This is a genomic window from Ensifer sp. R-19 (genome assembly GCF_049905105.1).
Classification (GTDB): domain Bacteria; phylum Pseudomonadota; class Alphaproteobacteria; order Rhizobiales; family Rhizobiaceae; genus Ensifer.
The window spans coordinates 2,662,684-2,687,354 of sequence record NZ_CP184569.1 but is presented as its reverse complement, the minus strand read 5'-3'; the positions used below and the strand labels follow the sequence as shown (position 1 = coordinate 2,687,354).

At 62.6% G+C, this 24,671-nt stretch carries 29 protein-coding genes; 18 read left to right on the top strand and 11 right to left on the bottom strand.

Features of this window, described 5'->3' with window-relative positions:
• The first annotated feature begins 3 nt into the window (after window positions 1–3).
• The 3 genes from ACN9MO_RS13200 (at window position 4) to ACN9MO_RS13190 (ending at window position 2,476) form a co-directional block, all read left to right on the top strand.
• Window positions 4–198, top strand: coding sequence for a NepR family anti-sigma factor (locus tag ACN9MO_RS13200; RefSeq protein ID WP_058320782.1), 195 nt, complete (start codon window positions 4–6; stop codon window positions 196–198).
• An 8-nt stretch (window positions 199–206) separates the two neighbouring features.
• Window positions 207–761 carry an RNA polymerase sigma factor gene (locus ACN9MO_RS13195; RefSeq protein WP_057249069.1) on the top strand — a complete coding sequence of 185 codons (555 nt, stop codon included), beginning with the start codon at window positions 207–209 and terminating at the stop codon, window positions 759–761.
• A gap of 212 nt (window positions 762–973) precedes the next feature.
• Window positions 974–2,476 (top strand): sensor histidine kinase, encoded by a 1,503-nt coding sequence (locus ACN9MO_RS13190; protein ID WP_058320783.1) that lies wholly within the window; start codon window positions 974–976, stop codon window positions 2,474–2,476.
• 43 nt (window positions 2,477–2,519) lie between these two features.
• Here ACN9MO_RS13190 and ACN9MO_RS13185 read toward each other — a convergent pair whose 3' ends face one another.
• From ACN9MO_RS13185 to hemP, 7 genes are all read right to left on the bottom strand, one after another.
• On the bottom strand, window positions 2,520–2,951 hold the full coding sequence (locus ACN9MO_RS13185; RefSeq protein ID WP_113132166.1) for a hypothetical protein: 432 nt from the start codon (window positions 2,949–2,951) through the stop codon (window positions 2,520–2,522).
• Between the two features lie 129 nt (window positions 2,952–3,080).
• Window positions 3,081–3,449 carry a DUF883 family protein gene (locus tag ACN9MO_RS13180; protein ID WP_057249072.1) on the bottom strand — a complete coding sequence of 123 codons (369 nt, stop codon included), beginning with the start codon at window positions 3,447–3,449 and terminating at the stop codon, window positions 3,081–3,083.
• Between the two features lie 200 nt (window positions 3,450–3,649).
• Window positions 3,650–4,441, bottom strand: a complete 792-nt coding sequence (locus ACN9MO_RS13175; protein ID WP_057249073.1) for a heme ABC transporter ATP-binding protein — start codon at window positions 4,439–4,441, stop codon at window positions 3,650–3,652.
• An 8-nt stretch (window positions 4,442–4,449) separates the two neighbouring features.
• The gene (locus tag ACN9MO_RS13170) at window positions 4,450–5,568 is read right to left on the bottom strand and encodes a FecCD family ABC transporter permease (protein WP_057249074.1); all 1,119 of its coding nucleotides are present in this window, start codon (window positions 5,566–5,568) and stop codon (window positions 4,450–4,452) included.
• Complete coding sequence (locus ACN9MO_RS13165) at window positions 5,555–6,505, bottom strand: heme/hemin ABC transporter substrate-binding protein (RefSeq protein ID WP_058320788.1); 951 nt, start codon at window positions 6,503–6,505, stop codon at window positions 5,555–5,557. Before ACN9MO_RS13165 ends, ACN9MO_RS13170 begins: the two co-directional genes overlap by 14 nt.
• A 20-nt stretch (window positions 6,506–6,525) precedes the next feature.
• Window positions 6,526–7,587: a ChuX/HutX family heme-like substrate-binding protein gene (locus ACN9MO_RS13160; RefSeq protein WP_162733568.1), complete on the bottom strand. Its 1,062-nt coding sequence runs from the start codon at window positions 7,585–7,587 to the stop codon at window positions 6,526–6,528.
• 10 nt (window positions 7,588–7,597) lie between these two features.
• Entirely contained in the window at window positions 7,598–7,777 is a 180-nt protein-coding gene (hemP, locus tag ACN9MO_RS13155; protein ID WP_176907420.1) for a hemin uptake protein HemP, read from the bottom strand.
• Window positions 7,778–7,985: 208 nt separating this feature from the next.
• Here hemP and ACN9MO_RS13150 point away from each other — a divergent pair, with 208 nt between their 5' ends.
• From ACN9MO_RS13150 to ACN9MO_RS13130, 5 genes are all read left to right on the top strand, one after another.
• Window positions 7,986–8,423, top strand: a complete 438-nt coding sequence (locus tag ACN9MO_RS13150) for a hypothetical protein (protein ID WP_093234896.1) — start codon at window positions 7,986–7,988, stop codon at window positions 8,421–8,423.
• A gap of 62 nt (window positions 8,424–8,485) precedes the next feature.
• Window positions 8,486–9,400, top strand: a complete 915-nt coding sequence (locus ACN9MO_RS13145; RefSeq protein ID WP_057249077.1) for a cell envelope integrity protein TolA — start codon at window positions 8,486–8,488, stop codon at window positions 9,398–9,400.
• A gap of 209 nt (window positions 9,401–9,609) precedes the next feature.
• Window positions 9,610–10,023: a DUF2325 domain-containing protein gene (locus tag ACN9MO_RS13140; protein WP_057249078.1), complete on the top strand. Its 414-nt coding sequence runs from the start codon at window positions 9,610–9,612 to the stop codon at window positions 10,021–10,023.
• 30 nt (window positions 10,024–10,053) lie between these two features.
• Window positions 10,054–10,320, top strand: a complete 267-nt coding sequence (locus ACN9MO_RS13135) for a hypothetical protein (protein ID WP_093234897.1) — start codon at window positions 10,054–10,056, stop codon at window positions 10,318–10,320.
• A 78-nt stretch (window positions 10,321–10,398) separates the two neighbouring features.
• Window positions 10,399–10,713, top strand: coding sequence for an antibiotic biosynthesis monooxygenase family protein (locus ACN9MO_RS13130; protein ID WP_113132168.1), 315 nt, complete (start codon window positions 10,399–10,401; stop codon window positions 10,711–10,713).
• Window positions 10,714–10,807: 94 nt separating this feature from the next.
• Here the strand turns inward: ACN9MO_RS13130 and ACN9MO_RS13125 are convergent, their stop codons facing one another.
• Together ACN9MO_RS13125 and ACN9MO_RS13120 are read right to left on the bottom strand one after the other, a co-directional pair.
• A complete protein-coding gene (locus ACN9MO_RS13125; RefSeq protein WP_058320792.1) occupies window positions 10,808–11,176 on the bottom strand; it encodes a DUF423 domain-containing protein in 369 nt (122 codons plus the stop codon).
• Between the two features lie 5 nt (window positions 11,177–11,181).
• The gene (locus tag ACN9MO_RS13120) at window positions 11,182–11,574 is read right to left on the bottom strand and encodes a globin (RefSeq protein WP_057249082.1); all 393 of its coding nucleotides are present in this window, start codon (window positions 11,572–11,574) and stop codon (window positions 11,182–11,184) included.
• 140 nt (window positions 11,575–11,714) lie between these two features.
• Here ACN9MO_RS13120 and ACN9MO_RS13115 point away from each other — a divergent pair, with 140 nt between their 5' ends.
• Entirely contained in the window at window positions 11,715–12,275 is a 561-nt protein-coding gene (locus ACN9MO_RS13115; protein ID WP_113132169.1) for a TetR/AcrR family transcriptional regulator, read from the top strand.
• Between the two features lie 17 nt (window positions 12,276–12,292).
• On the top strand, window positions 12,293–12,634 hold the full coding sequence (locus ACN9MO_RS13110) for a DMT family transporter (RefSeq protein WP_057249131.1): 342 nt from the start codon (window positions 12,293–12,295) through the stop codon (window positions 12,632–12,634).
• Between the two features lie 19 nt (window positions 12,635–12,653).
• Here ACN9MO_RS13110 and ACN9MO_RS13105 read toward each other — a convergent pair whose 3' ends face one another.
• Entirely contained in the window at window positions 12,654–13,676 is a 1,023-nt protein-coding gene (locus ACN9MO_RS13105) for a substrate-binding domain-containing protein (protein WP_113132170.1), read from the bottom strand.
• Between the two features lie 363 nt (window positions 13,677–14,039).
• Here ACN9MO_RS13105 and ACN9MO_RS13100 point away from each other — a divergent pair, with 363 nt between their 5' ends.
• The 6 genes from ACN9MO_RS13100 to ACN9MO_RS13075 all read left to right on the top strand — a co-directional run bounded on the left by ACN9MO_RS13100 (window position 14,040) and on the right by ACN9MO_RS13075 (window position 20,303).
• On the top strand, window positions 14,040–15,302 hold the full coding sequence (locus ACN9MO_RS13100) for an ABC transporter substrate-binding protein (RefSeq protein ID WP_113132171.1): 1,263 nt from the start codon (window positions 14,040–14,042) through the stop codon (window positions 15,300–15,302).
• Between the two features lie 209 nt (window positions 15,303–15,511).
• Window positions 15,512–16,498 carry a carbohydrate ABC transporter permease gene (locus tag ACN9MO_RS13095; RefSeq protein WP_093234900.1) on the top strand — a complete coding sequence of 329 codons (987 nt, stop codon included), beginning with the start codon at window positions 15,512–15,514 and terminating at the stop codon, window positions 16,496–16,498.
• Window positions 16,498–17,328 carry a carbohydrate ABC transporter permease gene (locus tag ACN9MO_RS13090; protein WP_057249087.1) on the top strand — a complete coding sequence of 277 codons (831 nt, stop codon included), beginning with the start codon at window positions 16,498–16,500 and terminating at the stop codon, window positions 17,326–17,328. Before ACN9MO_RS13095 ends, ACN9MO_RS13090 begins: the two co-directional genes overlap by 1 nt.
• 11 nt (window positions 17,329–17,339) lie before the next feature.
• Window positions 17,340–18,368, top strand: a complete 1,029-nt coding sequence (locus tag ACN9MO_RS13085) for an ABC transporter ATP-binding protein (protein ID WP_057249088.1) — start codon at window positions 17,340–17,342, stop codon at window positions 18,366–18,368.
• 94 nt (window positions 18,369–18,462) lie between these two features.
• A complete protein-coding gene (locus tag ACN9MO_RS13080) occupies window positions 18,463–19,254 on the top strand; it encodes a ThuA domain-containing protein (RefSeq protein ID WP_210334454.1) in 792 nt (263 codons plus the stop codon).
• 5 nt (window positions 19,255–19,259) lie between these two features.
• Complete coding sequence (locus ACN9MO_RS13075) at window positions 19,260–20,303, top strand: Gfo/Idh/MocA family protein (protein ID WP_057249133.1); 1,044 nt, start codon at window positions 19,260–19,262, stop codon at window positions 20,301–20,303.
• Here the strand turns inward: ACN9MO_RS13075 and ACN9MO_RS13070 are convergent.
• On the bottom strand, window positions 20,300–21,574 hold the full coding sequence (locus ACN9MO_RS13070) for an alpha/beta hydrolase (protein ID WP_375293062.1): 1,275 nt from the start codon (window positions 21,572–21,574) through the stop codon (window positions 20,300–20,302). The two genes, ACN9MO_RS13075 and ACN9MO_RS13070, sit on opposite strands and share 4 nt — an antisense overlap.
• A 346-nt stretch (window positions 21,575–21,920) precedes the next feature.
• On the opposite strand from ACN9MO_RS13070, the gene ACN9MO_RS13065 reads away from it, so the two are divergent.
• Window positions 21,921–22,976 (top strand): dipeptidase, encoded by a 1,056-nt coding sequence (locus ACN9MO_RS13065; RefSeq protein ID WP_057249089.1) that lies wholly within the window; start codon window positions 21,921–21,923, stop codon window positions 22,974–22,976.
• A 48-nt stretch (window positions 22,977–23,024) separates the two neighbouring features.
• Complete coding sequence (locus ACN9MO_RS13060; RefSeq protein ID WP_057249090.1) at window positions 23,025–24,665, top strand: ABC transporter substrate-binding protein; 1,641 nt, start codon at window positions 23,025–23,027, stop codon at window positions 24,663–24,665.
• The last annotated feature ends 6 nt before the right edge of the window (window positions 24,666–24,671 follow it).

Sequence of the window (24,671 nt, the reverse complement as noted above, 5' to 3'; positions counted from 1 at the left end):
ACAATGAAATATAAAACAGGGGCAGGGCGGACTACCGGCACGACCTTATGGACAGAAGACCCAAATGCGCAGATCGCAGCAAAGCTGAAAGCGCTTTATCAGTCCGTGCAGGAAGAGGCGATACCCGCGCGTTTTCTCGATCTTCTGGAAAAGCTCGACGCAGCCGAGCAGCAATCGGCGCTGCAGGGCAGGGAGTAAGTGCCAGAATGTCGTCCGAAAAAAATGATTTCAAGCGAGAGATGCTTGCCGCCTTGCCGAGCCTGCGTGCCTTCGCCATGTCGTTGATCGGTCGCCACGACCGTGCCGACGATCTGGTGCAGGACACGATCATGAAGGCCTGGGCGAAGCAGGACCATTTCGAGATGGGCACCAATATGAAGGCCTGGCTCTTCACGATCCTGCGCAACGAGCTCTACAGCCAGATGCGCAAGCGCGGGCGCGAGGTGCAGGACACCGACGGTCACTTCACCGAGTCGCTGGCCCATCATCCCGAGCAATACGGCTCGCTCGACCTGCAGGATTTCCGGCGCGCGCTCGAGATGCTGCCGCCGGACCAGCGCGAAGCGATCATCCTGGTCGGAGCTTCCGGCTTCTCCTACGAGGAGGCGGCGACGATCTGCGGCTGTGCCCTTGGCACGATCAAGAGCCGGGTCAACCGCGCGCGTCAGCGGCTGCAGGATATCCTGCAGGTGAAGGGTGAAAACGACTACGGGCCGGATGAAACCTCGGCTCCGATCACGTCGCGGGCCTTCATCTCCTGAGGGAAGAATTTCGGGCAGGACACCGTTGCAAAAGTGGCGGTGTCCTGCTTTCACTGGTGGCTTGAGCCCAAGGGGGACACGCCGTGACGGCTGGCATCGACTGACGAATGCGCAGTGATGACGATTTTGGGGCGAGACGCTCCAGAATCGAGCGGGATGCGGGTGGATCGCCAGGGCTTCCTCATCTCGTTCAGATTGAGAATTGAGACCGTATGCACGTGAGGACAGAGAAAACGGACCCGCCCGTGACGAAGCTGCTCGACGCGCCCGAGCGTCTTGGCGTTCTGCATGCGACCGTCCCCGACATGGCCATCCCGGATCGGGATTTCGACGGGATCGTCGAAATTGCTGCCGGGCTTTTCGACGCTCAGATCGCACTGGTGACGCTGATCGACCGCGAATGGCAGTGGTTCAAGGCGGCTGTCGGCACCGATGAGACCCGTGCCCCATCCGAAGACGCGTTTTGCCCGCATGTGACCGCTGCGGCCGACTCCAGCCTCGTCGTGCTCGACGCTTCGACCGATCCGCGGTTCGCGCGTCACCGACAGGTCAAGGGACCGCCATTTCTGCGCTTCTATGCCGGTGCGCCGATCGTGCTCGACGGGCAGGCAGTGGGCACGGTTTGTGTGTTCGACGACAAGCCGCGCGCTGAGGTGTCGCAACCGCTCATCCACCAATTATGCCGGCTTGCCGCGCTCGCAGCCTCGCTCTTCAAGGTCAAGGACGAAGCCCGTCGGCGCGCTCTGAAGGAGGCGGCGTTGTCGCGTGAGGAGCAGCGGCACGCGATGGCGCTCGAAGCGGCCAACATCGGCAGCTGGCTTTGGGATATCCGCTCAGGTGCGATCGCCGGCAACAGCGCATTGAAACGTATGTTCGGACTTTCGGCCGAGCGTTCGGTTGGCGTCCGGGACATCTTCGGCGCGATCCACGTCGACGACCGCGGCGCGACTTTCGCCAAGCTTCGCCAGGCGATGAAGGCTGACGATGAATATGACGGCATGTTCCGCATTGGCGATACCGGTCGCTGGCTGCTTGGCCGCGGCCGCGTGCACGACCGTGACGGCAAGGGCAATCCGCTTACGTTCATCGGCGTGACGATCGATGTCACCGACCAGCAGGCTTCGGCGCAGCGCACTCGGCTCCTGCTCAAGGAGCTCAATCATCGGGTCAAGAACACACTGGCCATGCTGCAATCGCTTGCGCGCCAGACGCTTCGCCAGACGAGCGACCCGGCCGAATTCATGACCGCGTTTGCCGGCCGCTTGCAGGCGATCTCCGAGGCGCATGGTCTGCTCTCTGATCACGAGTGGGGCACCATCCGGCTTGCCGACCTGATCGCCAAGCAACTGCTGCCGCATGTGAGCGCCTATGCGGACCAGATCGAACTGCACAAGGACGAAGTGTCGCTTGGTCCCGACCAGGCCGTCGGCCTCGGGCTGGTCCTGCACGAGCTTGCAACCAACGCCGTGAAATACGGATCGCTGTCGGTGCCGAAAGGCAAGGTGGTATTGACGGCGCGAAACGTCGTCGAAGACGGCGACACCGTTCTTCATCTCACCTGGACCGAGGTTGGTGGGCCGCCGGTGCGCGAGCCAAAGCGGCGCGGCTTCGGCTCCATCCTCATCGAGCGCAGCCTCGACAAGGTGCTGGGTAGTTCGGTGAAGGTGGAGTATCTCCCCGCCGGGGTCACGGCGCTGATCCGGTTGCCGCTCTAACGGGATCGCACCCGCCATTGAGACGACTGGCTTGCTGCGTGCATCAGTCGTCGTGTTTGCGTCCGCGTCGCTTGCCGGCGCCGAGAAGCGCGCCGATCGCAACAGCCGTCGCGACGGCGAGAAGCGGCTGTTTGCGCAGGATGCCGGCGGCCGCGAGCAGGGTCAGATTGGTCTGCATTTGCGTGCGACGGCGGCGTTCTTCCTGGCGCCGCCGGTCACGGTTCTGCAGAGACATGAGGATGCCAACCAGCACCAGCGCGGTGACGACCAGAGCCCCGGCGATTGCCGCCGCGGCCGCGACCGGGGAATAGCGCGCGCTGAGATAAAGAAAGGCTGCGGCTAGCGCGAAGACATAGGCGGTGACGAGCAACAGCCCTATGACGCTCCATAGGGCTGCGTTGCGCTTCACACGAGAGGCGGCGGCGCTGATATCGGCGGCCAAGAGGCTGGCCAGGGCGGCCGTCAATGGTCCCATGCGTTACTCCCCGTCGTGATAGGGCCTCTTAGGCTAGGTCGGGATACGGGCGGAAAACCTATATGCTTTTTCTCATCGCGTTCGAAACCGCGAGCCGTTGCCCGCGGGTCCGGTTCGACCGACCGCAAGTCAGCGCCGAAGCAGCGCCGCCACCGCGAGCCCAATCAGGGCGGCGGCGCCGAGCGTGGCGATGGGATGCTCGCGAACGGCGTGGCGGACCTGTTTTTCTGTGCCGGCATAACGGTCGCGAAGTTCGGCCAGCAGGTCTTCGCCGCTTGCCAGCAATTCGCTGATGCCGGCTTCGGCCTGTTCACGGGCGTCCTGTGCCTTGCCACGTGCCTGCTTTGAGGCGGCCGCTCCACGATCGGCCAGCAATGCGACGAGCGTTGCCACATCACTGCGCAACTCGCCCAGTTGTTCTTCGATGGAGATATCGGCGAGCTTGCCGTTGCTTTTTGTCGATCGCGAGCTCGAGCCGGAGAAGAGGCTAGGCGCCATGATGGATACTCCCTTTCACGCATGCGCCGGCCGCGAACGGTCGGCGCTGTCTGACGGTACCGGCGAGCACAACTAGAGGCCCTTGCCGGCGCTTCGGGAGAACAACGCACAAGTGCGGAAATTGTTTCGATAAATCTTGGTGCTGAGGCTTGAGAAATCCGGAAGCCCAACAGGCATCTACCGGGTCCTCGGGCGTGGCGTCAGAGCGATGCTGTCTGCGGCAGGACGAACGGCACGTGCGGCGCCGGTGCGACACCCACCTGCATGCGGCAGCCGAAGACGGCTTCCATCGTCTCGTCGGTCAGAACCTCGCGCGGCGTGCCGCAGGCGCGGACCTTGCCGGCTTTCATCATCACCATTCGGTCGGCGAACATGGCCGTCAGGTTGAGGTCGTGCATCACTGCGACGACCCCGCCGCCGCGTTCGCAGAACTTGCGGGCGAGCTGCATGATCCCGAGCTGGTGGCGGATATCGAGGCTCGACACCGGTTCGTCGAGCAGCAGGTAGCGCGGCTCGCCGTCGATGACCGGATCGGTGATCTGGCAGAGGACGCGGGCAAGCTGCACGCGCTGCTGCTCGCCGCCCGACAGTTCCTGGTAGAAGCGTCCGGCAAAGCCGGCCAGGTCCACCGCTTCCAACGCCTCGGCCGTGACCCGGTCGTGCACGGCGGGATCCACATTGGCACCGGCGGCAAGACCCAATCTCACGACCTCGCGCACGGTGAAGGGGAAGGAGATGACCGTAGACTGGGGCAGCACGCCGCGCATCAGCGCGAGCTCCCATGGCTTCAGCCCCCGCAGGTCGCGGCCATTGATGCGGATCGTTCCGCTCGACGGCGAAAGCTCCCCGGAGATCGCCTTCAGCGTCGTGGTCTTGCCGGAGCCGTTCGGGCCGACGATGGCGGTCAGTGCGCCGGGCAGCGCCTCGAGCGAGACGCCGTGGATGACGGGTCGCCCGCCAAGGCGAACGGAGAGATTGGAAACGTTGATCATGGTTTCGCTCAGAGTCCCATGTTCGAACGGCCGCGCAGCAGGATCCAGAGGAAGAACGGCGCGCCGATAAAGGCGGTAACGATGCCGATCGGCAGTTCCGCCGGAGAGACGATGGTGCGGGCGATCATGTCGGCGAGGATCAACAGCGTGCCGCCGAGCAGCGCCGAGGTGGGCAGCAGGTAGCGATGATCGGGACCGATGACGAGCCGCAGCAGGTGCGGAACCACGATGCCGACGAAGCCGATGCCGCCGCTGACCGCAACGGATGCGCCGGTCGCCGCGGCGACACTGACGATCGCAATGTTCTTCAGCCGCTGGACAGGAATGCCCATATGGAAGGCGGCCGCTTCGCCGAGCGTGATGGCATTCAGCCCGCGCGCCAGGAAAGGGGTAACCGCGAGCGAAGCGAGGATGATCGGCGCTGCAGCCAGGATCTTAGTCCAGTTGGCGCCGGCGAGCGAACCGAGGCCCCAGAAGGTCAGGTCGCGCAATTGCTTGTCGTCGGCTCTGAAGACGAGAACGCCGGTGACCGCACCGGTCAGCGCGCCGAGCGCAATGCCGGCGAGCAGCAGCGTGGCAATCGACGTCTGGCCGCCGCGGGTGGCGATACGGTAGAGCAGCAGCGTCGTGACGAGGCCGCCGACGAAGGCTGCTACCGGCAACGCATAGAAGCCGAACAGCGCGAAGAGCGGCCCGAAGGCGGCGGTTCCGAGCACAATCAGCAGCACGGCGCCGAGGCTCGCGCCTGAGGACACGCCGACGAGGCCGGGATCGGCCAGCGGATTGCGGAAAAGGCCCTGCATGACGACGCCGGAAACCGCGAGCGAAGCGCCGACGAGCATGCCGAGCACGGCGCGCGGCAGGCGGATATCGAGAATGATGATGCGGTCGCGGATGCTCAGGGCCTGATCGGCCTCACCCATCAGCCAGCGCCAGACGTTGGCGAGCGATGCATCGGCGGCACCGGTCATGATCGAGCCGACGAAGGTCGCGACCGCAAGCGCGATGAGGGCGACGATGACGAGACGTGCCAGCCGGGACCGGTTGCCCGAGCGCCACTCGTTGCGGATATCGGCGGCAAAAGCGGTCAGGCGCATGCCGCGGGCCAATGCCTCACTGCGAGGCATTGGCCTTCTTCCCGTAGATTGCGGCATTCAGTTCGCGGACGGCGCTTGCGGTGCGCGGGCCGAAGCCGAGCAGGTGCAGGCCGTCCATGCGGATCAGCGCCTTGTTCTTGGCGGCAGGGGTAAGGCTGAGCGCCGGCAGGGCGAAGAGTTCGTCCGCCTCGGCGGAATGTTCGCCGCCGCGGTCCATCATCAGGACGACATCTGGCTTGGCCTCGATTATCGCCTCGTCGGTCAGGGCCTTGTAGCCGGGGAAGGTGCCGACCGCGTTGATGGCGCCCGAGAGCTCGATGATGCCGTTGGCCGCGGTTCCCTGTCCCGATGCCATGACCTTGCCGCCCTGCGTGCTCAGGATGAAGAGCACACGCTTGCGTTCGGCTTCCGGGCGGGCGGCATTCTCGGAGACTGCCGCATCGAGATCGGCTTCGACGCTCTTTGCCAGGGTTTCGGCCTTTTCCTCGACACCGAGGAAGGTGCCGACCGCACGGATCTTGGCGGGGATGCCGGCCTTGTCAAAGGCCTCGGGCACGCTGGTAAAGGCGATGTTCGCTTCCTTTAGCACCGCCAACGCCTCCGGCGGACCGCTGCCTTCGACGGCGATGATTGCGCTCGGGTTGGCAGCGATGATGCCTTCCGGTGCGAGCTGGCGCATGTAGCCGACATCCGGCAGCGCCTTTGCCGCTTCCGGATAGGTGCTGGTGGAATCGCGACCGACGAGGCGACCTTCCTCGCCGAGCGCATAGATGATCTCGGTTATCGCTCCGCCGACCGATACGACGCGCGAGACGTCGGCCTTCTGCATGTCCTCGGCCATCGCCGGCCGGATGAAGGAGGGGGCACCGGGTGCCACCGCTGGCAACAGGAAGGGAGCCGAAAGCGCGAAGGCGGCGAGCGCCAGTTCCCAGCGGCGAAGGCGACGGAAGTCGAGACCCTTGATCATCTGAGTGTCCTATCCTGTCCTCAGGCGGCGACAGTCGTGTCGAGACGCGGCAGGCCTTCGGCGATGGAGCGCCATTCCGGCCGTTCCGCGAGACCCTCTTTCCGCTTGCCGAAGAACTGGATGATCATCTCGCCCTTGGCGTCGAGCGCCTCGATCGAAGTGACATGGCCGTCGGCCGTCGGCTTGCGTACGGCCCAGAGTTCGGCGATGTGATCGGTGCGCAGATGCAGATGGAAAGTCGGGTCCATGACGTTCAGCCACGGGCCCATCGGCGCGATCTTGGCAATCGGACCGGAATGGATCTGGATCATGCCGCGGTTGCCGACAAAGCACATGATCGGCAGTTCGATTTCGGCGCTCGCGCGCATCATCGCTTCGATGCTGTAGGGGTCGAGCTGCCAGGCGAAATCCTCGCCGATGTTGCTGAGCGCCTGGCGCCGGCCGATCTTCAGCTTGCGCAGCATGCCGTGGAACTGGTGCGTGTCCGTCATCTTCGTCCAGCGGTCGCGCAGTTCGACGACATCGACCACGGTTTCCGGCTTGTCGTCGGCTGCCGGCACGCTCACGTCGGCGCTGAAGTCCTGCGTCTGGTCGGCAAGGCGGAAGTCCGAGACGATCTTGTCATAGGCCGCAACATCCGATTCCGGGCGCAGATGCACCTTGTGCACGGCATTGCCCCACTTGTCGAAGAACTGCAGGCTCTTGCGGGCTTCACCCTGATCGTCGGTCTTCGTCACGGCGAAAGCGTGTGCCCAGGCGCTCGGGAAGACCCGGAGGTCGATCTGCTCGCCGAGCACGATGCTCGCCATCTCGCCGGTGGTGATCTTCTCGTAAACGCCGATCTTCTCGTGGACCGCGCTTTCGTTGCGGGTCAGCGCCATGACTTCGCCGAGTTCCTCGACGCGCGACAGGAAGCGGTTGGCGTCGGCATCGATGCGCACGGCGGTCAGCCCACATTCGGCAGCAACGAGAGCGGCTTCGGAAACACCGAGCTGGGCTGCGATATCACGCTCGCGCATCTTCGGGTTTTCTGCGCGGTAGGCGCGGATCTCGGAAGGAGTGGGGCGGAGGCTCTCGGTCATTTTCATCTGCCTATTTGTTCAGGATCAGTTTGCCTTGGCGGGTGATCTTCATGCGGTAGATCGCGCCGTCGTGGGAAATGAGGATCTCGTTTTCGCTGCCGAAAAGTTCGCGACTTTCGATAATCCGCTGCGCGCGCCCGGCCTGGATCGGCGGCTCGGAGGGGCGTGCAAGGTCACTGTCGTTGGTCACTGCGTTTGGCCGTTTCGAGAGGGCAGGCCGCGCTGTTGTTCCAGCATTTCCTGCCGTGCAATTCGTTTACTATCTTGACTTCATTACTCATATTTATTTATGGACGCAATACCGGACTTATGCACTCAAGTTAGTTGTTGCCGGCTTGTGGACAAGGGCGTGCGGGTCTCGTTCGGTGGTTCGCTGCAACCTTTGGGGTGATGTCGATATGAAGTTTTCCAGCCTTCCAATTGTTTCCGTTGCGCTTGCGGCCTTCATTGCTGCGGGCAGTGTCAACGCTCAGGAGGCTGTGCCCGCCCTCGGGCTGACGATCGAGTTGAACGACGTCGCGCCGTCGCAGAAGGGCTGCAAGCTCACCTTTGTCGCCGGCAACGCGCTTGCGCAGTCGCTGAGCAAGGTTTCCTTCGAGTTCGTGATCTTCGACCAGAAGGGCCTCGTCGAGCGCATGGCCGTGCTCGACTTCCGCGATCTGCCCGCCGGCAAGACCAAGGTTCGCCAGTTTGATCTCCCCGGCACCAACTGCGATGCGGTGAAGAGCCTGTTGATCAATGATGCGCCGGCCTGCGTCGGCAACGGCGTGCAGCCCGGCGCCTGCATGAGCGGGATCAAGACCGGCTCGAAATCGGCGGTGGAACTCAAGGGCTAAGTGAGGCCGCTCCTTCGGAGCGTGAAGTTTGCGCCGCCCGGTGCGGCGAAGGTAAGGCTGTAATGAAGCGTATCGTCATCTGGGCTGGGGCCGCCATCATCTCGCTTGCAACGCATGGCGTCGTGCTTGCTACCTTGTTTGGCCCAAGGCCGCCGGAAAAAGAGCATGCCCTCATGCTCGGCGGAGAGGCGACCGAGGTCGCGATCCTTGGCGATGCCTTTGAAGAGACACTACAATCCGGCGATCCCGCGGAGATCGTCGAGCCGACCGAGGACGTTCCGGATGAGGTCAAGCCGGAGGAGATATCGCCCCTCGAAGATCTCACGTCGACAACTCAGGAAATCGTTGCCGAACAGCCGCATGATCTGACCGCGACCGAGGCTGACGTGATTTTGCCGGCTGAAGAGATGCCGACCCTTCAGGTCGCCGAGGCCGTCGTGACGGCGAGTGTTGCGCCGGTCGAAACCGTGGTGCCTGAAGAAAAGCCCGAGATCGAAGAGCCCAAGAAGGAGAAGGTTGAAAAGCCGGAACCGAAGAAGGAGCCGGTCAAGAAGAAGAAAGTGACCCGCAAGAAGACGGGTGACAAGGGCGAGCAGGCGCAGAACCAGGTCAAGGGCAAGCAGGACGGCCAGGAAAGCGGCAGTGCCGCAGCCGCGACCGGCAATAGCCGCGCATCCGAGGTCGGCAATGCCAATATGGAAAATTATGACGGCAAGGTCCGCAGGAAGATCATGCGGAGATTCAAGGTGCCGTCTTCGGCAAGGCGCGAAGGCGTTTCCGGCACGGCGACCGTCCGCTTCACATTGACCGCCAACGGTGAATTGACGCGGGTAAACGTCGCCGGCAGCTCAGGTTCTCCCGCCATCGACGACGCAGCCGTCGATGCCGTGCGCAATGCGGCGCCGTTCCCGGCCTTTCCTGCCGGGGGGCCGAGCTCCAAATCCTTCATCGTTCCGATGGTTGCCAGCGTCCGCTGAGGCGGGCGCCGTTCCGTACGCCTTGTCGTGCGGGCCGGGATTTGGCGAAAGAAATATGATGAAAAAACTCATGTTTATACTTTACTCGGATTATCAAGTTTAATAGGTTGCCCTCGTCACGCAGCCGAAGGGCGTGTGTCGAGATGATGTCCCGATGCGACCGGCTGCCTGTGAAGGCCCTTGTCGCACGATCACGCGGAGAGGATTGCATGCGCGGCAAGCGTCACCAGAATGCGGCGAAAAATGGCAAGGGTCGTTCGGGTTCAGAACCGACCGAAGCCCGCCAGGAGGCCGGCAAGGCAACGCTCGAAGGGCGCAGTTTTCTCTATGTCGGCGGCCGCGATTGTCAGGTGGCGCACTTACGCGAAATCGCCAGCTCGTTTGGCGCTGAGCTGCTTCACCATGATGGCGGCCTGCGCGAAGCCGTTTCCCGCATCGACCGGGTGCTGCCGTCGGTCGACTGCGTCTTCTGCCCGATCGACTGCATCAGCCATGACGCGTGTCTTCGCGTGAAGACCGGCTGCAAGAAGTGGGGCAAGGCCTTCGTGCCGCTGCGCAACGGCTCGAAATCGAGCCTGGAGCGGGCACTTCAGGACCTCACCGCCAGCCGCGACGAGCGGTAACCCTCCCAAGACAAGACGAGAGTTTGCACAATGAACGAAGAACGTCCTGACCTGTGCATGATGATCGGTCTGCACAAGCTGGCGGCGCAGCATGGCGATGGCCTGGTGCCTGAACTCTACGAGATCCTGACGCGCCGCGCGCGCATGCTGGACGACGCCAACGTCGCCGAGTTTCCAACCTGGCAGACGCGCCCGCCGGTTCGCGACCCTCTCGGTCTTGCAGAGCCGAAGGAAGGAACTATTCTCGCCTTTCCGCGGGCTGCAAACGATGCCGCCCGCAAGAAGGAAAGCGCATAAGAGCAATTCCAGGAAAAGTGCGAAGCGGTTTTCCGTCCGGAATTATGCAGTAGTTCAAGGTCGCTGTAGGAGACCAAGATGTACGTTGCCATGAACCGTTTCCGTATCGCCATCGGCCATGAAGAGGCCTTCGAAGCCGTGTGGAAGGGGCGCGATTCCAGCCTTTCGGAAATGCCCGGCTTCGTTTCCTTCCACCTGCTGCGCGGCGACAGCGTGCCGGAGGAGGGCTATACGCTCTTCGTTTCGAATTCGGTCTGGAAGGACAGGGATTCGTTTTCAGCCTGGACGAAGTCTGAGAATTTTCGCGCGGCGCACAGGAATGCCGGCGAGAATAAGGCGATGTATCTCGGTCCGCCGAAGTTCGAAGGTTTTTCGGCCGTCGAAGGCGCCTGATCAGGCGGCCTCGCGCGTGATAGGCCGCGTAAATTTTTGATTTTATATGCCATTCACCTCCCAAATGGGTCCATTCGGGAGGTGAATTTTTTTCTCAGGCTGTCTTTCGCGGCAGGAAGGCGCCGAGGGAAACGGCAAGCCAGCCCGCCATGATCGTCGTGCCGCCGAGCGGAGCGGACATCGGGAACAGGCCGTGACCCGAGATGTGGCGCATGGCGAGATCCGCCGAGAACAGCGCCGTTCCAACTGCAATCAGCAAGGCCGCAGCGGCCGCCGTGCGAAAGCTCGGCCAGGCTGCGTAGAGCGCGATCAAGGCCGGGGCATGCGCCAGGCACATCGCGGAAATGCCGGCGAGCAATCTTGGATCGTCGCCGTGCGAAGCGGCGGCCGCGCTGACAACGCCGGTCAGGCCCATCAAACCGGCAACAAAAAGCGTCGTTGCGCGAAATCCGCTGTGCGACATCACGGCTATTCCTTGTTCTGCATATGAAGGGCGAGGCGGGTGATCGGGTCGAGAATGATCTGCCTCAGCTTCGGATGGGCGATCGCTTCTTCAAGCGCTCGGGTAAAGCAGAGCAGCCATTCGTCCCGCTCCTCGGGGCCGATCTCAGCGACGAAATGGCGGCGGCGCAGCATCGGATGGCCGCGCTTCTCGACATAAATAGGCGGTCCGCCAAGCCAGCCGGTCAGGTACTCGTAGAATTTCTCTTCACTGCCCGAAAGGTCGGGCGGATGCACGGCGCGGCATCGTGCCGCTTCCGGCAGCGTGTCCATCAACTCGTAGAAGCGGCGGGTCAGCGCGCGAACTGTCGGGTCGCCGCCGATCGCTTCGTAGAGGGTCGTGGTTTCCGTTTCCGCCATGCTCGCGTCCTTCATTCCCTGCGGTCCTAGCGTGCGGCGACGGGGCGGACAACGATTTTCAGAGCACCGGTTTGCGGCGTTTCATCGCGGTCGACCAAGGTCCCTCTTGACAAACCGTCCAGACGGTATCTTTATGGAGCATGACCGAAGCTCATCGTCGCAAGAAACAGCCGGAACAGGTGCGCCAGCAATTGCTGGAGGTTGCTGCACGCCTTTCGCATGAGCAAGGCGTTGCGGGCATCACCCTCGATGCCGTGTCGCAGGCGGCGGGCGTCAGCAAGGGTGGGCTGCTGCACCACTTCCCGAACAAGCTCGCTCTGCTGGACGGGCTGTTCGACGACCTGGTGACGCGGTTCGATCGTGAGATCGAGGCGGCGATGGCGCACGATCCGGCGGCGAAGGGGCGCTTTACCCGTGCCTATATCGACGTCTGCTTCGCGCTTGATCCCGCCACCGACGTGCCGGGCTGGCGCATGCTGACGATCGCCCTCATTGCCGAGCCGCATCTGAAGAGCCGCTGGCGCGATTGGGTCAGCCGGCGATCAACGGAGTTCGCAGAAACGGACGCCTCGACCGGCTGCGTGCTTGCCCGCTTTGCCTGCGACGGCGTCTGGCTGGCGGATCTGATGCAGAGCCACGATCTCGATGCCGAGGCGCGGGCCGGTCTGGCTGAAAATCTCAAGGCGCTTTCGGCGCAGTAACCCGGATGGAGTCCCCGATGAACCCCGCCATGCTCTATACCGTCCTGGTTGCGGCGATCGTTTTCGAAGTGCTCGGCACCTCGGCGATGCAGGCAGCGCAGCATTTCACCCGCCTGGGGCCGACGGTCCTGATGGTGGTCTGCTACGCGATCGCCTTCTTCTTCCTGTCCTATACGCTGCGCTTCATCCCCGTCGGTATCGCCTATGCGGTCTGGAGCGGGCTCGGGATCGTCTTGATTTCGCTCGTCGGTTACTTCGCCTTTGGGCAGAAACTCGACCTAGCGGCGATCCTGGGACTGGGCCTGATCATATCCGGCGTGGTTGTGCTCAACCTGTTCTCCAAATCCACCTTCCACTGAGGCGGTCAGCAGCCTGTCCTCAGGCGCTCTCTGGCGGGGGTGCGGTCGATTCCCGCAAGATCAGTTCCACTGGCCAGAGTTCGTGAACCTCCTCGGTCGGCCGGCCCGAGAGAAGCTGCAGCACGAGATCGGCCGAGCGTGCGCCGGCCGCGCGCATCGAAGACCGCGTCGCCGAGAGCGACGGCACCATGTTCTCCGCGGTGAGATAGGGGAACACGTCGTCATGGGCGATGACCGAGACTTCGCGCCCGATCTCCAGGCCCATCGACCGCGCCGCCCGATAGATACCGAGCGCCGTCATCATCGAACCGGCGACGAAGGCGGTGGGGCGCGGCGTCTGCTCGAGGAACGAGCGTGCAAAGCGAAAGCCGAGCTCGTCGGTGAAATTGCCGTGGGCGACGAGGCGCGGATCGAATGGGAGGCCGCGCGCCTGGAGTGCGTCGCGGTAGCCCTTGTCGCGGTGAAGCGAGAAGGTGCGTCCTTTCCGGCCGTTGATCATGGCGATGCGGCGATGGCCAAGATCGATCAGATGCGAGGTCGCGCGGCGGATGGCGCCCTCGTTGTCGATATCGAGCCACGCATGCGGCACGTCGATATCGGATCGGCCGTGGACGAGAAAGGGCATGCCGAGCTTATGCAGGAGGGCGATGCGCTCGTCGTTCGGCTCCGGTGAATGCACGATCACGGCGTCGACGCGGCCGCTGACGGCGAGCCGGGTGTAAAGCTGGATCTCGCCCGTAGGGTTCTTGTCATCAATCGGGCTGACGAGGATGTCGATGTCCTCGGTGCCGAGCCGCTCGGCCAGGCCGCCCATGAACTCGGAGAAATGGAATTCGCCGGAGCGCCCCATGACGACGCCGATGGCGCCGGCGCGACCGGTGGCGAGCCTCACGGCATTGATGTTCGGACGATAGCCAAGGCGAGTTGCCTCTTCGGCCACGCGCTTGCGCGTCTTTTCGCTAACCTCGGGATAGCCGCTCAGCGCTCGGCTGACGGTGGTCGGCGAAAGGCCCAGTTGTTGTGCGAACTCCCGCAGTTTCATTCGGTATGCGTTTCCTCAGCCTAGCCCGGTCCCAGAAGTATACACCTTCGTTGCCGGTAACAATCGGTTTGTCAGGGGCGTCCTGCGTACCGGCCTGCGATGGAGTTTTACCAAACCGTTTTAAATTAATGCAGTTCCCCTTTGATTTTATGGGTTGCTGCGCGATGTTGGTGAAAACTCCTCCTCCTTCGCTATATTATTGAAATTTAATAATTATTTTTAACAATTCACGGAAGAATGACTTTTTCTGATCCATGGATTGACAGTTTTTCCGTCTTCTGCCAACTTTTTTCAATCCAAACCGCTTTCGAATTTGCTGAGGAGCTTTCGTGCGGTGGAGGGGGAACAGGAGGAGTCGACCCAATGACAACCATGCTCAATGCCCTGAGTTTTTGTGCCGCGATCGTTGCAGCCGGAACGGCCAGCGCCGCCGAGCTCTCGCTTGCCGCCAACACGACCGGCAAGAACGTCAATTTCATCCGCGAGCAGCTCGACATCTTCGAGAAGCAGACGGGGCACAAGGTGAGCCTGGTCACCATGCCGCCGTCGAGTAGCGAGCAGTTCAGCCAGTACCGCCTGTGGCTCGCCGCCGGAAACAAGGATGTGGACGTCTACCAGACCGACGTCGTCTGGGCGCCGCAGCTTGCCGACCAGTTCGTCGACTTGACAGAGGCGGCGAAGGATGTCGCCGGACAGCACTTCCCGTCGATCATCGCCTCGCAGACGGTCAACGGCCGTCTCGTGGCCCTGCCTGCTTTCACCGATGCGCCGGCGCTCTTCTATCGCAAAGACCTCCTGGAAAAGTACGGCAAGGCGCCGCCGAAGACCTGGGATGAACTGGCGACGACCGCCAAGGAAATCCAGGAGAAGGAACGTGCCTCCGGCCAGGCCGACCTCTGGGGCTACGTCTTCCAGGGCAACGCCTATGAAGGGCTGACCTGCAATGCGCTCGAATGGATCAAATCGTCCGGCGGCGGCCAGATCGTCGAGCCCGATGGCACGATCTCGATCAACAACGAGAAGGCGGCCGCAGCTATCGACCGCATCAAGGGGTGGGTCGGCACGATTTCGCCGCAGGGCGTGCTCGCCTATCAGGAAGAGGAATCACGCGGCGTCTGGCAGACCGGCAACGCCGTCTTCATGCGCAATTGGCCCTATGCCTATGCGCTCGGCAATGGCGCCGACAGCGCGGTGAAAGGCAAGTTTGCCGTTGCGCCGCTGCCGACAGCGACCGATGGCGACCAGCCGTCCTCGACGCTCGGCGGCTGGAACGTCGCCGTCTCCAAATATTCCGACGACCAGGAAGCAGCGATCGCGCTTGCCAAATTCCTCTCCTCGGCAGAGGTGCAGAAGCGCCGAGCGATCGAGCTCTCCAACCTGCCGACGATTGCCGCACTCTACGACGACGCGGAGGTCGCCAAGGCCCAGCCGTTCATGCCGGCGTGGAAGCCGATCTTCGAGAGCGCCGTGCCGCGCCCGTCAGCCGTCACCAAGGTCAAGTACAACGAGGTTTCGGCCAAGTTCTGGAATGCGGTCCATAACTCGCTCTCCGGCAACGGCACGGCTGCGGAAAACCTGGAGCTGCTCGAAGTCGAGCTCACCGAGATGAAGGGCGATAGCTGGTAATCCTCCCGGGAGCGAGGGGAGCGCCTGCGGGCCTTCCCTCGCTCCACCGAGCAACCGCCGACGATGCCCAGCGCTCTGAACAAGTGCTTTGAAAGCAAGCAATTCCGGATGGGAAAACGCTTCACCCTTTCCTGGAATTGCCTAGTGGCGTCGTTCCTCTCGGGCCAACCGCTCGGCCGCGCGCCGAATGGCAAGAGTGAGCCAAGACAATGACCGATCTTTCACTCGCAGATCCCCCTTCCGTCCTCGGACAACAGGCAGGGATCCGTTCCGACCTCAACGCCAGCCGCATTCGCTCCGCCTGGATCTTTCTCGCGCCGACCTTGCTGGTGCTCGCGCTCGTCGCCGGCTGGCCGCTCATACGCACCGTCTATTTCAGCTTCACCAACGCATCGCTGACCAATCTTGAAGGTGCCGAGTTCGTCGGCTTCAAGAATTATCTGAGCTGGATCACGCTGAAGAGCGGGCGCACGGTTTATAATGGCCTGCTTGCCGATCCGGCCTGGTGGAATGCCGTCTGGAACACGCTGAAGTTTTCCGCCGTCTCCGTCACCATCGAGACGGTGCTCGGTCTGATCGTTGCTCTGGTGCTGAACGCCCATTTCCCGGGCCGCGGGCTGGTGCGCGCCGCGATCCTGATCCCCTGGGCAATCCCGACCATCGTTTCCGCCAAGATGTGGGCCTGGATGCTCAACGACCAGTTCGGCATTCTCAACGATCTTTTGCTCGGCCTCGGCCTGATCAGCCAGAAGATCGCCTGGACGGCCAATCCGGAGACCGCGATGGTCGCGGTGCTGATCGTCGACGTCTGGAAGACGACGCCGTTCATGGCGCTACTCATCCTTGCCGGCCTGCAGATGGTGCCAACGGATATTTACGAGGCGGCCAAGATCGACGGCGTGCATCCGCTGAAGGTCTTCTGGCGGCTGACGCTGCCGTTGATCCGTCCGGCGCTGATGGTCGCGGTGATCTTCCGCATGCTCGATGCGCTGCGCATCTTCGATCTCATTTATGTGCTGACGCCCAACAACGCCCAGACCAAGACGATGTCGGTGCTGGCGCGCGAGAACCTGTTCGACTTCGACAAGTTCGCCTATGGCGCCACTGCCTCGACGATGCTGTTCCTGATCATTGCGGCGATCACGGTCGCCTACATGTGGTTCGGCCGCGTCAACCTCGAAGGAGGAGAGCGCTGATGGTTGCCACCTTTGCCAAGCGCACGGCGTTCTACGCCCTCGTCGCCGCCATCATCATAATGGCCGTCTTCCCGTTCTACTACGCGGTGCTGACAAGCTTCAAATCCGGAACGGCGCTGTTCCGGGTCGACTACTGGCCGACCGAGATCTCCTTCGACAACTACGCCGGCATCGTCACGAGCAGCGGCTTCCTGCGCAACCTCGCCAACTCGCTGATGGTCGCGACCATCGTAGTCTGCGTGTCGCTGCTGCTTGCGGTTACCGCCGCCTATGCGCTGGCGCGGGTGCGGTTTCGCGGGCGCGGACTTCTGCTCCTGACGATCCTGTCGGTGTCGATGTTTCCGCAGATTGCGGTGCTTGCCGGCCTGTTCGAGTTGATCCGCGCCGTCGGCATCTTCAACACCCCCCTGGCGCTGATCTTTTCCTACATGATCTTCACGCTGCCCTTCACCGTCTGGGTGCTGACCACCTTCATGCGCGATCTGCCGGTCGAGATCGAGGAGGCGGCGATCGTCGATGGTGCGACGCCCTGGGTGATCATCACGCGCGTGTTCATGCCGCTGATGTGGCCGGCACTGGTGACGACGGGGCTGCTCGCCTTCATCGCCGCTTGGAACGAGTTCCTGTTCGCGCTGACCTTCACGTCATCAGACAGCCAGCGCACCGTGCCGGTCGCGATCGCGCTGTTGTCCGGCAGCAGTGAGTACGAAGTCCCTTGGGGCAACATCATGGCCGCATCGATCATCGTCACCGTGCCACTGGTTATCCTCGTGCTGATCTTTCAGCGGCGGATCATATCCGGGCTCACGGCCGGCGGCGTCAAAGGATAAAGGGAAAAAACATGGCAGAGCTTCAATTGCGCAACATCCGCAAGTCCTTCGGTGCCTTCGAGGTGATCAAGGGCGTCAGCATGGATATCCGGGCCGGCGAGTTCATGGTCTTCGTCGGACCTTCCGGCTGCGGCAAGTCCACGCTGCTGCGCCTGATCGCCGGGCTTGAAGACATCTCTTCGGGCACGCTTTCCTTCGACGGACAGGTGGTCAATCAGTTGACGCCGTCCAAGCGCGGCATCGCGATGGTGTTTCAGTCCTATGCGCTTTACCCGCATATGACCGTCTTCGAGAACATGTCCTTCGGCATGCAACTCGCCGGCAAGGATAAGGAGCAGTGCAGGAAACGCGTCGAGGCGGCAGCGGAGATGCTGCAACTGACCCCCTATCTCCAGCGGCTGCCGCGGCAGCTCTCGGGTGGCCAGCGCCAGCGCGTCGCCATCGGTCGTGCGATCGTACGCGATCCCAAGGTCTTTCTCTTCGACGAGCCGCTCTCCAATCTCGATGCAGCGCTTAGGGTTGCGACCCGGATCGAGATCGCGAAACTGCATCGCAGCATGCACAACACGACGATGATCTATGTCACCCACGACCAGGTCGAGGCGATGACACTGGCTGATCGCATTTGCGTGCTACGAGATGGCCGGGTCGAACAGATTGGCACGCCGCTCGAACTCTACGAGAGCCCGAACTCGGTCTTCGTCGCCGGCTTCATCGGTTCGCCGAAGATGAACTTTCTCTCTGGTGCTCTTGCTGCTCCCTATGACGCCCACACGATCGGCATCAGGGCCGAGCATCTGGAGATCAGGTCGGGCGACGGCAGGTGGTCAGGGACGGTGGTGCACTCCGAGATGCTGGGATCCGACAGTTATATCTATCTCGACATCGGTGCCGCGGAACCGGTCATCGTCCGGGAAGGCGGCACCTCGCACCACCAGCCGGGAGACACAGTGCAGATCTCGCCGGTCGGCGACAACATTCACCGCTTCGATGCGGCGGGGCTGGCTTTGGGTCGTGCGCCCATGAGAGGGGCTGCCTGAAAGCTCAGGCGAACCTGGAGCTTCGGGGTCGCCAATTCCTGGCGACCCCATCAATCGCAGGACGACATGCCCGTGAGGGCAAACGCTAAGGAGAATGAACGTGCCTATCAGAACAGTTGTTTGGGGCGAGAATATCCACGAGCAGACCAACGAGGTGGTCCGCAGCATCTATCCGAACGGGATGCACAACACGATCGCGGCGGCGCTGAACACGGAAAGCGCGATCGAGGCGACGACGGCGACGCTGCAGGAGCCGGAGCATGGTTTGAGTGTCGAGCGCCTTGCCAATACCGATGTGCTTCTGTGGTGGGGTCACAAGGACCACGGCGCCGTCAGCGACGAAATCGTCGAGCGGGTCGCCAAGCGCGTCTGGGAAGGCATGGGTCTGATCGTGCTGCATTCCGGCCACTTCTCCAAGATCTTCAAGCGCCTGATGGGAACGCCCTGCGCACTGAAGTGGCGCGAGGCAGGCGAACGCGAGCGCGTCTGGGCGATCAACCCGCGCCATCCGATCGCCGAGGGGCTTGACGAGAACTTCGTACTTGAGAACGAGGAGATGTATGGCGAGCAGTTCTCGGTGCCCGAGCCGCTCGAAACCGTGTTCATCTCCTGGTTTGCCGGCGGCGAAGTGTTCCGTTCGGGGCTCACCTGGCGCCGTGGCGCCGGCAACATCTTCTATTTCCGCCCCGGTCATGAGACCTACCCGACCTATCACGACGCCAATGTCCAGAAGGTGCTGCGCAATTCGGTGAAGTGGGCCTACAACGCCGATAACCGCTACACGGCGATCCACGATGCGCCGAACGTGCCGGTCGAAAAGGCGCTGGAGCCGATCGTCGAGCGTGGCCCCCGGCTGCACCAGGCCGGCGAAGCAGGATACAGGTGAGCATCATGCGTCTTCTTGTAGTTGGAACCGGCGGCATGGCGAACAGCCATGCCCAGGCCTTTGCCAAAATCGAAGGCGTCGAGATGGTCGGCGCGGTCGATGTCGACCCCAAGCGTGCGCGTGCCTTTGCCGACAAGCACGGCATTGCCGAGACCTTCACCTCGCTCGACGAGGCGATCGCTTGGGGCAAGTTCGATGCGGCGACGAACGTGACGCCCGACAAGGCGCACCACCCGACGACGCTAGCATTGCTTGCCGCCGGCAAGCACGTGCTTTGCGAAAAGCCGCTTGCGGAAAACTACGCCAAGGCGGCGGAGATGGCGGACGCGGCCGAGCGTTCCGGCCTGGTGACGATGGTGAACCTCACCTATCGCAATGTCGCGCCGCTGCAGAAGGCACGGGCGATGGTGCTCGCAGGTGATGTCGGCCAGTTGCGGCATCTGGAGGCGTCCTATCTGCAGAGCTGGCTCGTCTCCAAGGCCTGGGGCGACTGGGCAACGGAATCGCAATGGCTGTGGCGACTTTCGACCAAGCACGGCTCGAACGGCGTGCTCGGCGATGTCGGCATCCACATTCTCGACTTCGCCGGCTACGGCGCCGGCACCGACGCGTCGCGGGTTTTCGCCCGTCTGAAGACCTTCGACAAGGCACCTGATAACCGCATCGGCGAGTATGATCTCGATGCCAATGACAGCTTCGTCATGACGGCGGAGTTCGGCAACGGCGCCATGGGCGTCGTCCATGCCAGCCGATGGGCGACCGGGCACTTGAACGAGCTCAGGCTCAGGCTGCACGGCGACAAGGGTGCGCTCGAAGTGGTGCACACGCCCGATGGCTCGACGCTCCGGGCCTGCCTCGGCACTGACGTTGAAACCGCGACTTGGCGCGATGTCGACGCGGGTACGGTTCTGACCAACTATGAGCGCTTCGTTGCGGCAGTCCGCGAGGGCAAGACCGAAGAGCCCGGGTTTCGTCACGCGGCGAACCTGCAGAAGGTGCTCGACCTCGCGATGGTGACGGAAGCCGAGCGGCGCGAGCTGCCCGTCTAACGTGAGTGACGGTCGGGGGAGCTGCTTTTGGCAGCTTCACCGCCCTCCGGCGGTACCCAAGGGGTCACTGCCGAGCCGACGGTGTTTTCCATCGATTGACCCAGACGGCGCAGCTGCGCGTCGTAGTTCTTGCGGGTGTTGGGATCGAAGATCATGATCGGCGTCGAGACCGCGAGACTTGCGGCACTGCCGACGGTCTGCGTTGCGCCGAGCGTGACGGCGCCCAGACGTTCGCCGAGCCCGACATCGGAATCGGTCACGGTCTGGCCGGCGATCAGCCGGTTGCCAAGCAGGCGCACGACTTCCGGGCTTTCGGCGAACTTGCCATGGTTCAGCTTGTCGCCGCCCTTCAGCGCCGTCAGATCGATGACGCTGATACCTGCCTGTTCGAGTTGTGTGCGATAGGGCTCGGCGGTCGGATCGATCTGGCCAAGACGGTCGACATTGCCGGAAATGCGCCTGGAGAGCGTCAGCGCCCGGTCGTCGCGCGACACGAACAGCGTGAATTTCGGGCGCTTGTCGCCCATGGCGCGGATCTGCTGGCCGAAGACGTCGACGTCGAGATCGGGCGAGGCCAGGATGACGTCGGTGATCTTGGGCGCGATGCGTCCGTCGCGGATCGCCATCTGGCGCAGAGCTTCGACCGTCACCCATGAGCCCATCGAATGGGCCATGACGGTGATTTCGCCGACCTGAGGATTGCTCGACGCACGCCGAAGCAGTTCCTCCAGCGCGTCACGCGAATAGTTGGTGCTTTCCTTGTCGTAATTGTAGTCGAAGATGCTGGCCCGCGAGGGCCAGGTGAAGATGACGGGGGCGACGTCCGTGCCGCTATCGTGGACGATCTGGGCAAAGCGGTAGACCGCGTCCTCGTAGCGGTTGTTGAAACCGTGAACGAAGATCAGCACGCGCCGGCTCTTCGGCAGGTTACCCTTCAGCCAGCTTTGGACGTCGTTGCCCTCACGCAATGGCGTGACGCTGACCGTGGAGAAGTCGCGCTCCGGATTGGCCGGAAGCTTCTTCGGCCATTGCACCTGGCCGACTTGCCGGTTTTTCTCCGGCGGAATTGAAACGACGATTTCCGTCAGGGAAAGCTGGTCCGACCGTTCGCCGCTGAAAAGCACGCCCGGTTCCGCCGTGGGCGCGCGCGTTGTCGCGACCATCAGGTCGACCTGGGAGGCGCCACCCGTCGTGCCCGAAGGAACGAGCACGCCGACCGGCCGGCCGGCACAGGCCGCAAGGGTTACGGCGAGGAGGAGCGTGGCGGCGATGCGGCTCCAATGCCCTTGCGAACCTGCGAGTGAAAACGGACGCAGCAACCAAACCCCCAGTACCGCATCATGCGGTGCGACATCCCTGCGAGCGGGACCGAGCCAATTCCTTGCATTAGAAACGCCAGATTTTCATCCCTTGATCGGCATTGCACACCTGTCGCCGCTGTGTTTGACGGCGAGATTGCGACAATCATGCAACATTTCGCTACAGGCAGCCCTGGGTAAAACCCCCTGATATTCATTGAAAAGGCTTTGGCCTTTCACTAGCATCGCCACAACCTTTCCCCGGACGCGGCCGTAGGTGCTCCGTTCGATCTCCCTGAAATGATGAAGGAATTCAGGAATGCAGGCGGTTTTCGATGGCCATAACGACGTGCTTCTGCGCCTGTGGCAGAACGCCCGAAAGGGGGCTGACCCGGTCCGCGAATTCGTCGACGGTATCGGCGAGGGCCACATCGACGCGCCGCGCGCCAAAGCGGGCGGCCTCATCGGCGGCATTTCGGCGATCTACGTGCCCTCGGGCGATCTGGTCCTGCAGCCGCCGGATGAAAACGGCCATTACGAAACGCCGCTCTCCGCGCCCCTCGAACACTTGCCGTCGCTGGCGATCGCCATCGAGCTCGCCGACATCGCCGTTCGCCTCGACCGGGCAGGGGCCTGGAAGCTTTGCCGCTCGACCGCCGAAATCCGCGGAGCGGTCGAGAAAGGTGTCTTCGCCTCGGTGCTCCACATGGAAGGCTGCGAGGCGATTGGTGCGGATCTGTCGGCGCTCGAAACCTTCTATGCCGCCGGCCTGCGCTCGCTTGGGCCGGTCTGGAGCCGCCACAACGTCTTCGGCCATGGCGTGCCGTTCTCCTATCCGAAGTCGCCGGACACAGCGCCGGGGCTGACGGATGCGGGTTTCGAACTCGTGCGTGCCTGCAACCGGCTGGGCATCCTGATCGACCTCGCCCACATCACAGAGCAGGGCTTCTGGGACGTCGCGAAAACCACGGACCAGCCGCTGGTTGCCAGCCATTCGAACGCGCATGCGCTGACGCCGGTTGCGCGCAACCTGACGGACAAGCAGCTGGACGCCATCCGCGAAAGCAAGGGGCTCGTCGGGCTCAACTATGCGACAACGATGCTGCGCGCCGACGGCCAGGAAAATGCCGCGACGCCGCTTTCCGACATGGTTCGCCATGTCGACTACATGGTCGAGCGCATGGGCATCGAATGCGTGGCGCTCGGATCGGATTTCGATGGCGCAACGATCCCCGTGGGGATCGCTGACGCAGCCGGTAACCATGCGCTCGTTACTGCGTTGAGAGGCGCCGGATATGGTGACGCCGAACTGGCAAAGATATGCCGGGAGAACTGGTGGAGAGTTCTGGGGCAGGCTTGGCACGAGGCCGCCTGAACCCATGAAGAAGGGCCCAAAAGGGCGCAAACGAGGGAACTGCAAAAAATGATGCACAAGCTCAATGGACGTCTTCGTCTTCTGACCGCTTCTGCGGCGCTTGCCATGGTGATGGCCGCGACCGCACCGGCCTTTGCCGAAACGCCGAAGGACACGCTGGTCGAAGCCTTTGCGATCGACGACGTCATCTCCATGGATCCGGGCGAAGCCTTCGAGCTGACCGCGGCCGAAATCACCGGCAACACCTACAGCATGCTGGTGCGCCTCGACATCAACGACACAACCAAGGTCGTCGGCGACCTCGCCGACAGCTGGACCGTGTCCGATGACGGCCTGACCTATACGTTCAAGCTGAAGTCCGGCCTTAAGTTCGCCTCCGGCAACCCGGTAACCGCCGAGGACGTCGCCTGGTCGTTCGAGCGCGCCGTCAAGCTCGACAAGAGCCCCGCCTTTATCCTCACCCAGTTTGGCCTCAACGGCGACAACGTGACGGAAAAGGCCAAGGCTACCGACGAGACGACCTTCGTCTTTACCGTCGACCAGCCCTATGCTCCGAGCTTTGTTCTGAATTGCCTGACGGCGACCGTGGGCGCAGTCCTCGACAAGAAACTCGTTCTCGAACACGTCAAAGTGGTCACGCCGAGCGACGACTTCAAGTACGACAACGACTTCGGCAACGAATGGCTGAAGACCGGCTACGCCGGCTCCGGTCCGTTCAAGCTGCGCGAGTGGCGCGCCAACGAGGTTATCGTGCTCGAGCGCAACGACAACTACTATGGCGAACAGGCCAAGCTCGCCCGCGTCATCTATCGCCACATGAAGGAAAGCTCGGGCCAGCGCCTGGCGCTCGAAGCGGGCGATATCGACGTCGCACGCAACCTCGAGCCGGGCGATTACGACGCCGTTTCGAAGAACGCCGACCTCGCCACGACGAATGCGCCGAAGGGCACGGTCTACTACATCAGCCTCAACCAGAAGAACGCCAACCTCGCCAAGCCTGAAGTGCGTGAAGCCTTCAAGTATCTGGTCGACTATGATGCGATCGGCTCGACGCTCATCAAGGGCATCGGCGAGATCCACCAGAGCTTCCTGCCGAAGGGCGTTCTGGGTGCCCTCGACGAGAACCCCTACAAGCTCGACGTCGCCAAGGCGAAGGAACTGCTGACGAAGGCCGGCCTTGCCGACGGCTTCACCGTCACCATGGACGTTCGCAACGGCCAGCCGGTCACCGGTATTGCCGAATCCTTCCAGCAGACGCTAGGCCAGGCCGGGGTGAAGCTCGAAATCATCCCGGGCGACGGGAAGCAGACGCTGACGAAGTATCGTGCTCGTAACCACGACATGTATATCGGCCAGTGGGGCATGGACTATTTCGATCCGAACTCCAACGCTGAAACCTTCACCAGCAACCCTGACAATTCCGACGAAGGCAAGAACAAGACGCTTGCCTGGCGCAATGCCTGGGACGTTCCGGAGCTGACGAAGAAGACCAAGGACGCTCTGCTCGAGCGCGACAGCGCCAAGCGTGCCGAGACCTACAAGGAACTGCAGAAGACCGTTCTGGGCGAAAGCCCGTTCGTCATCATCTTCCAGCAGACCGAAGTCGCCGGCTACCGCGGCAACGTCAAGGGCCTGAAGCTTGGTCCGAGCTTCGACACCAACTTCGTCGCCGGAATTTCGAAAGAATAAGCCGTC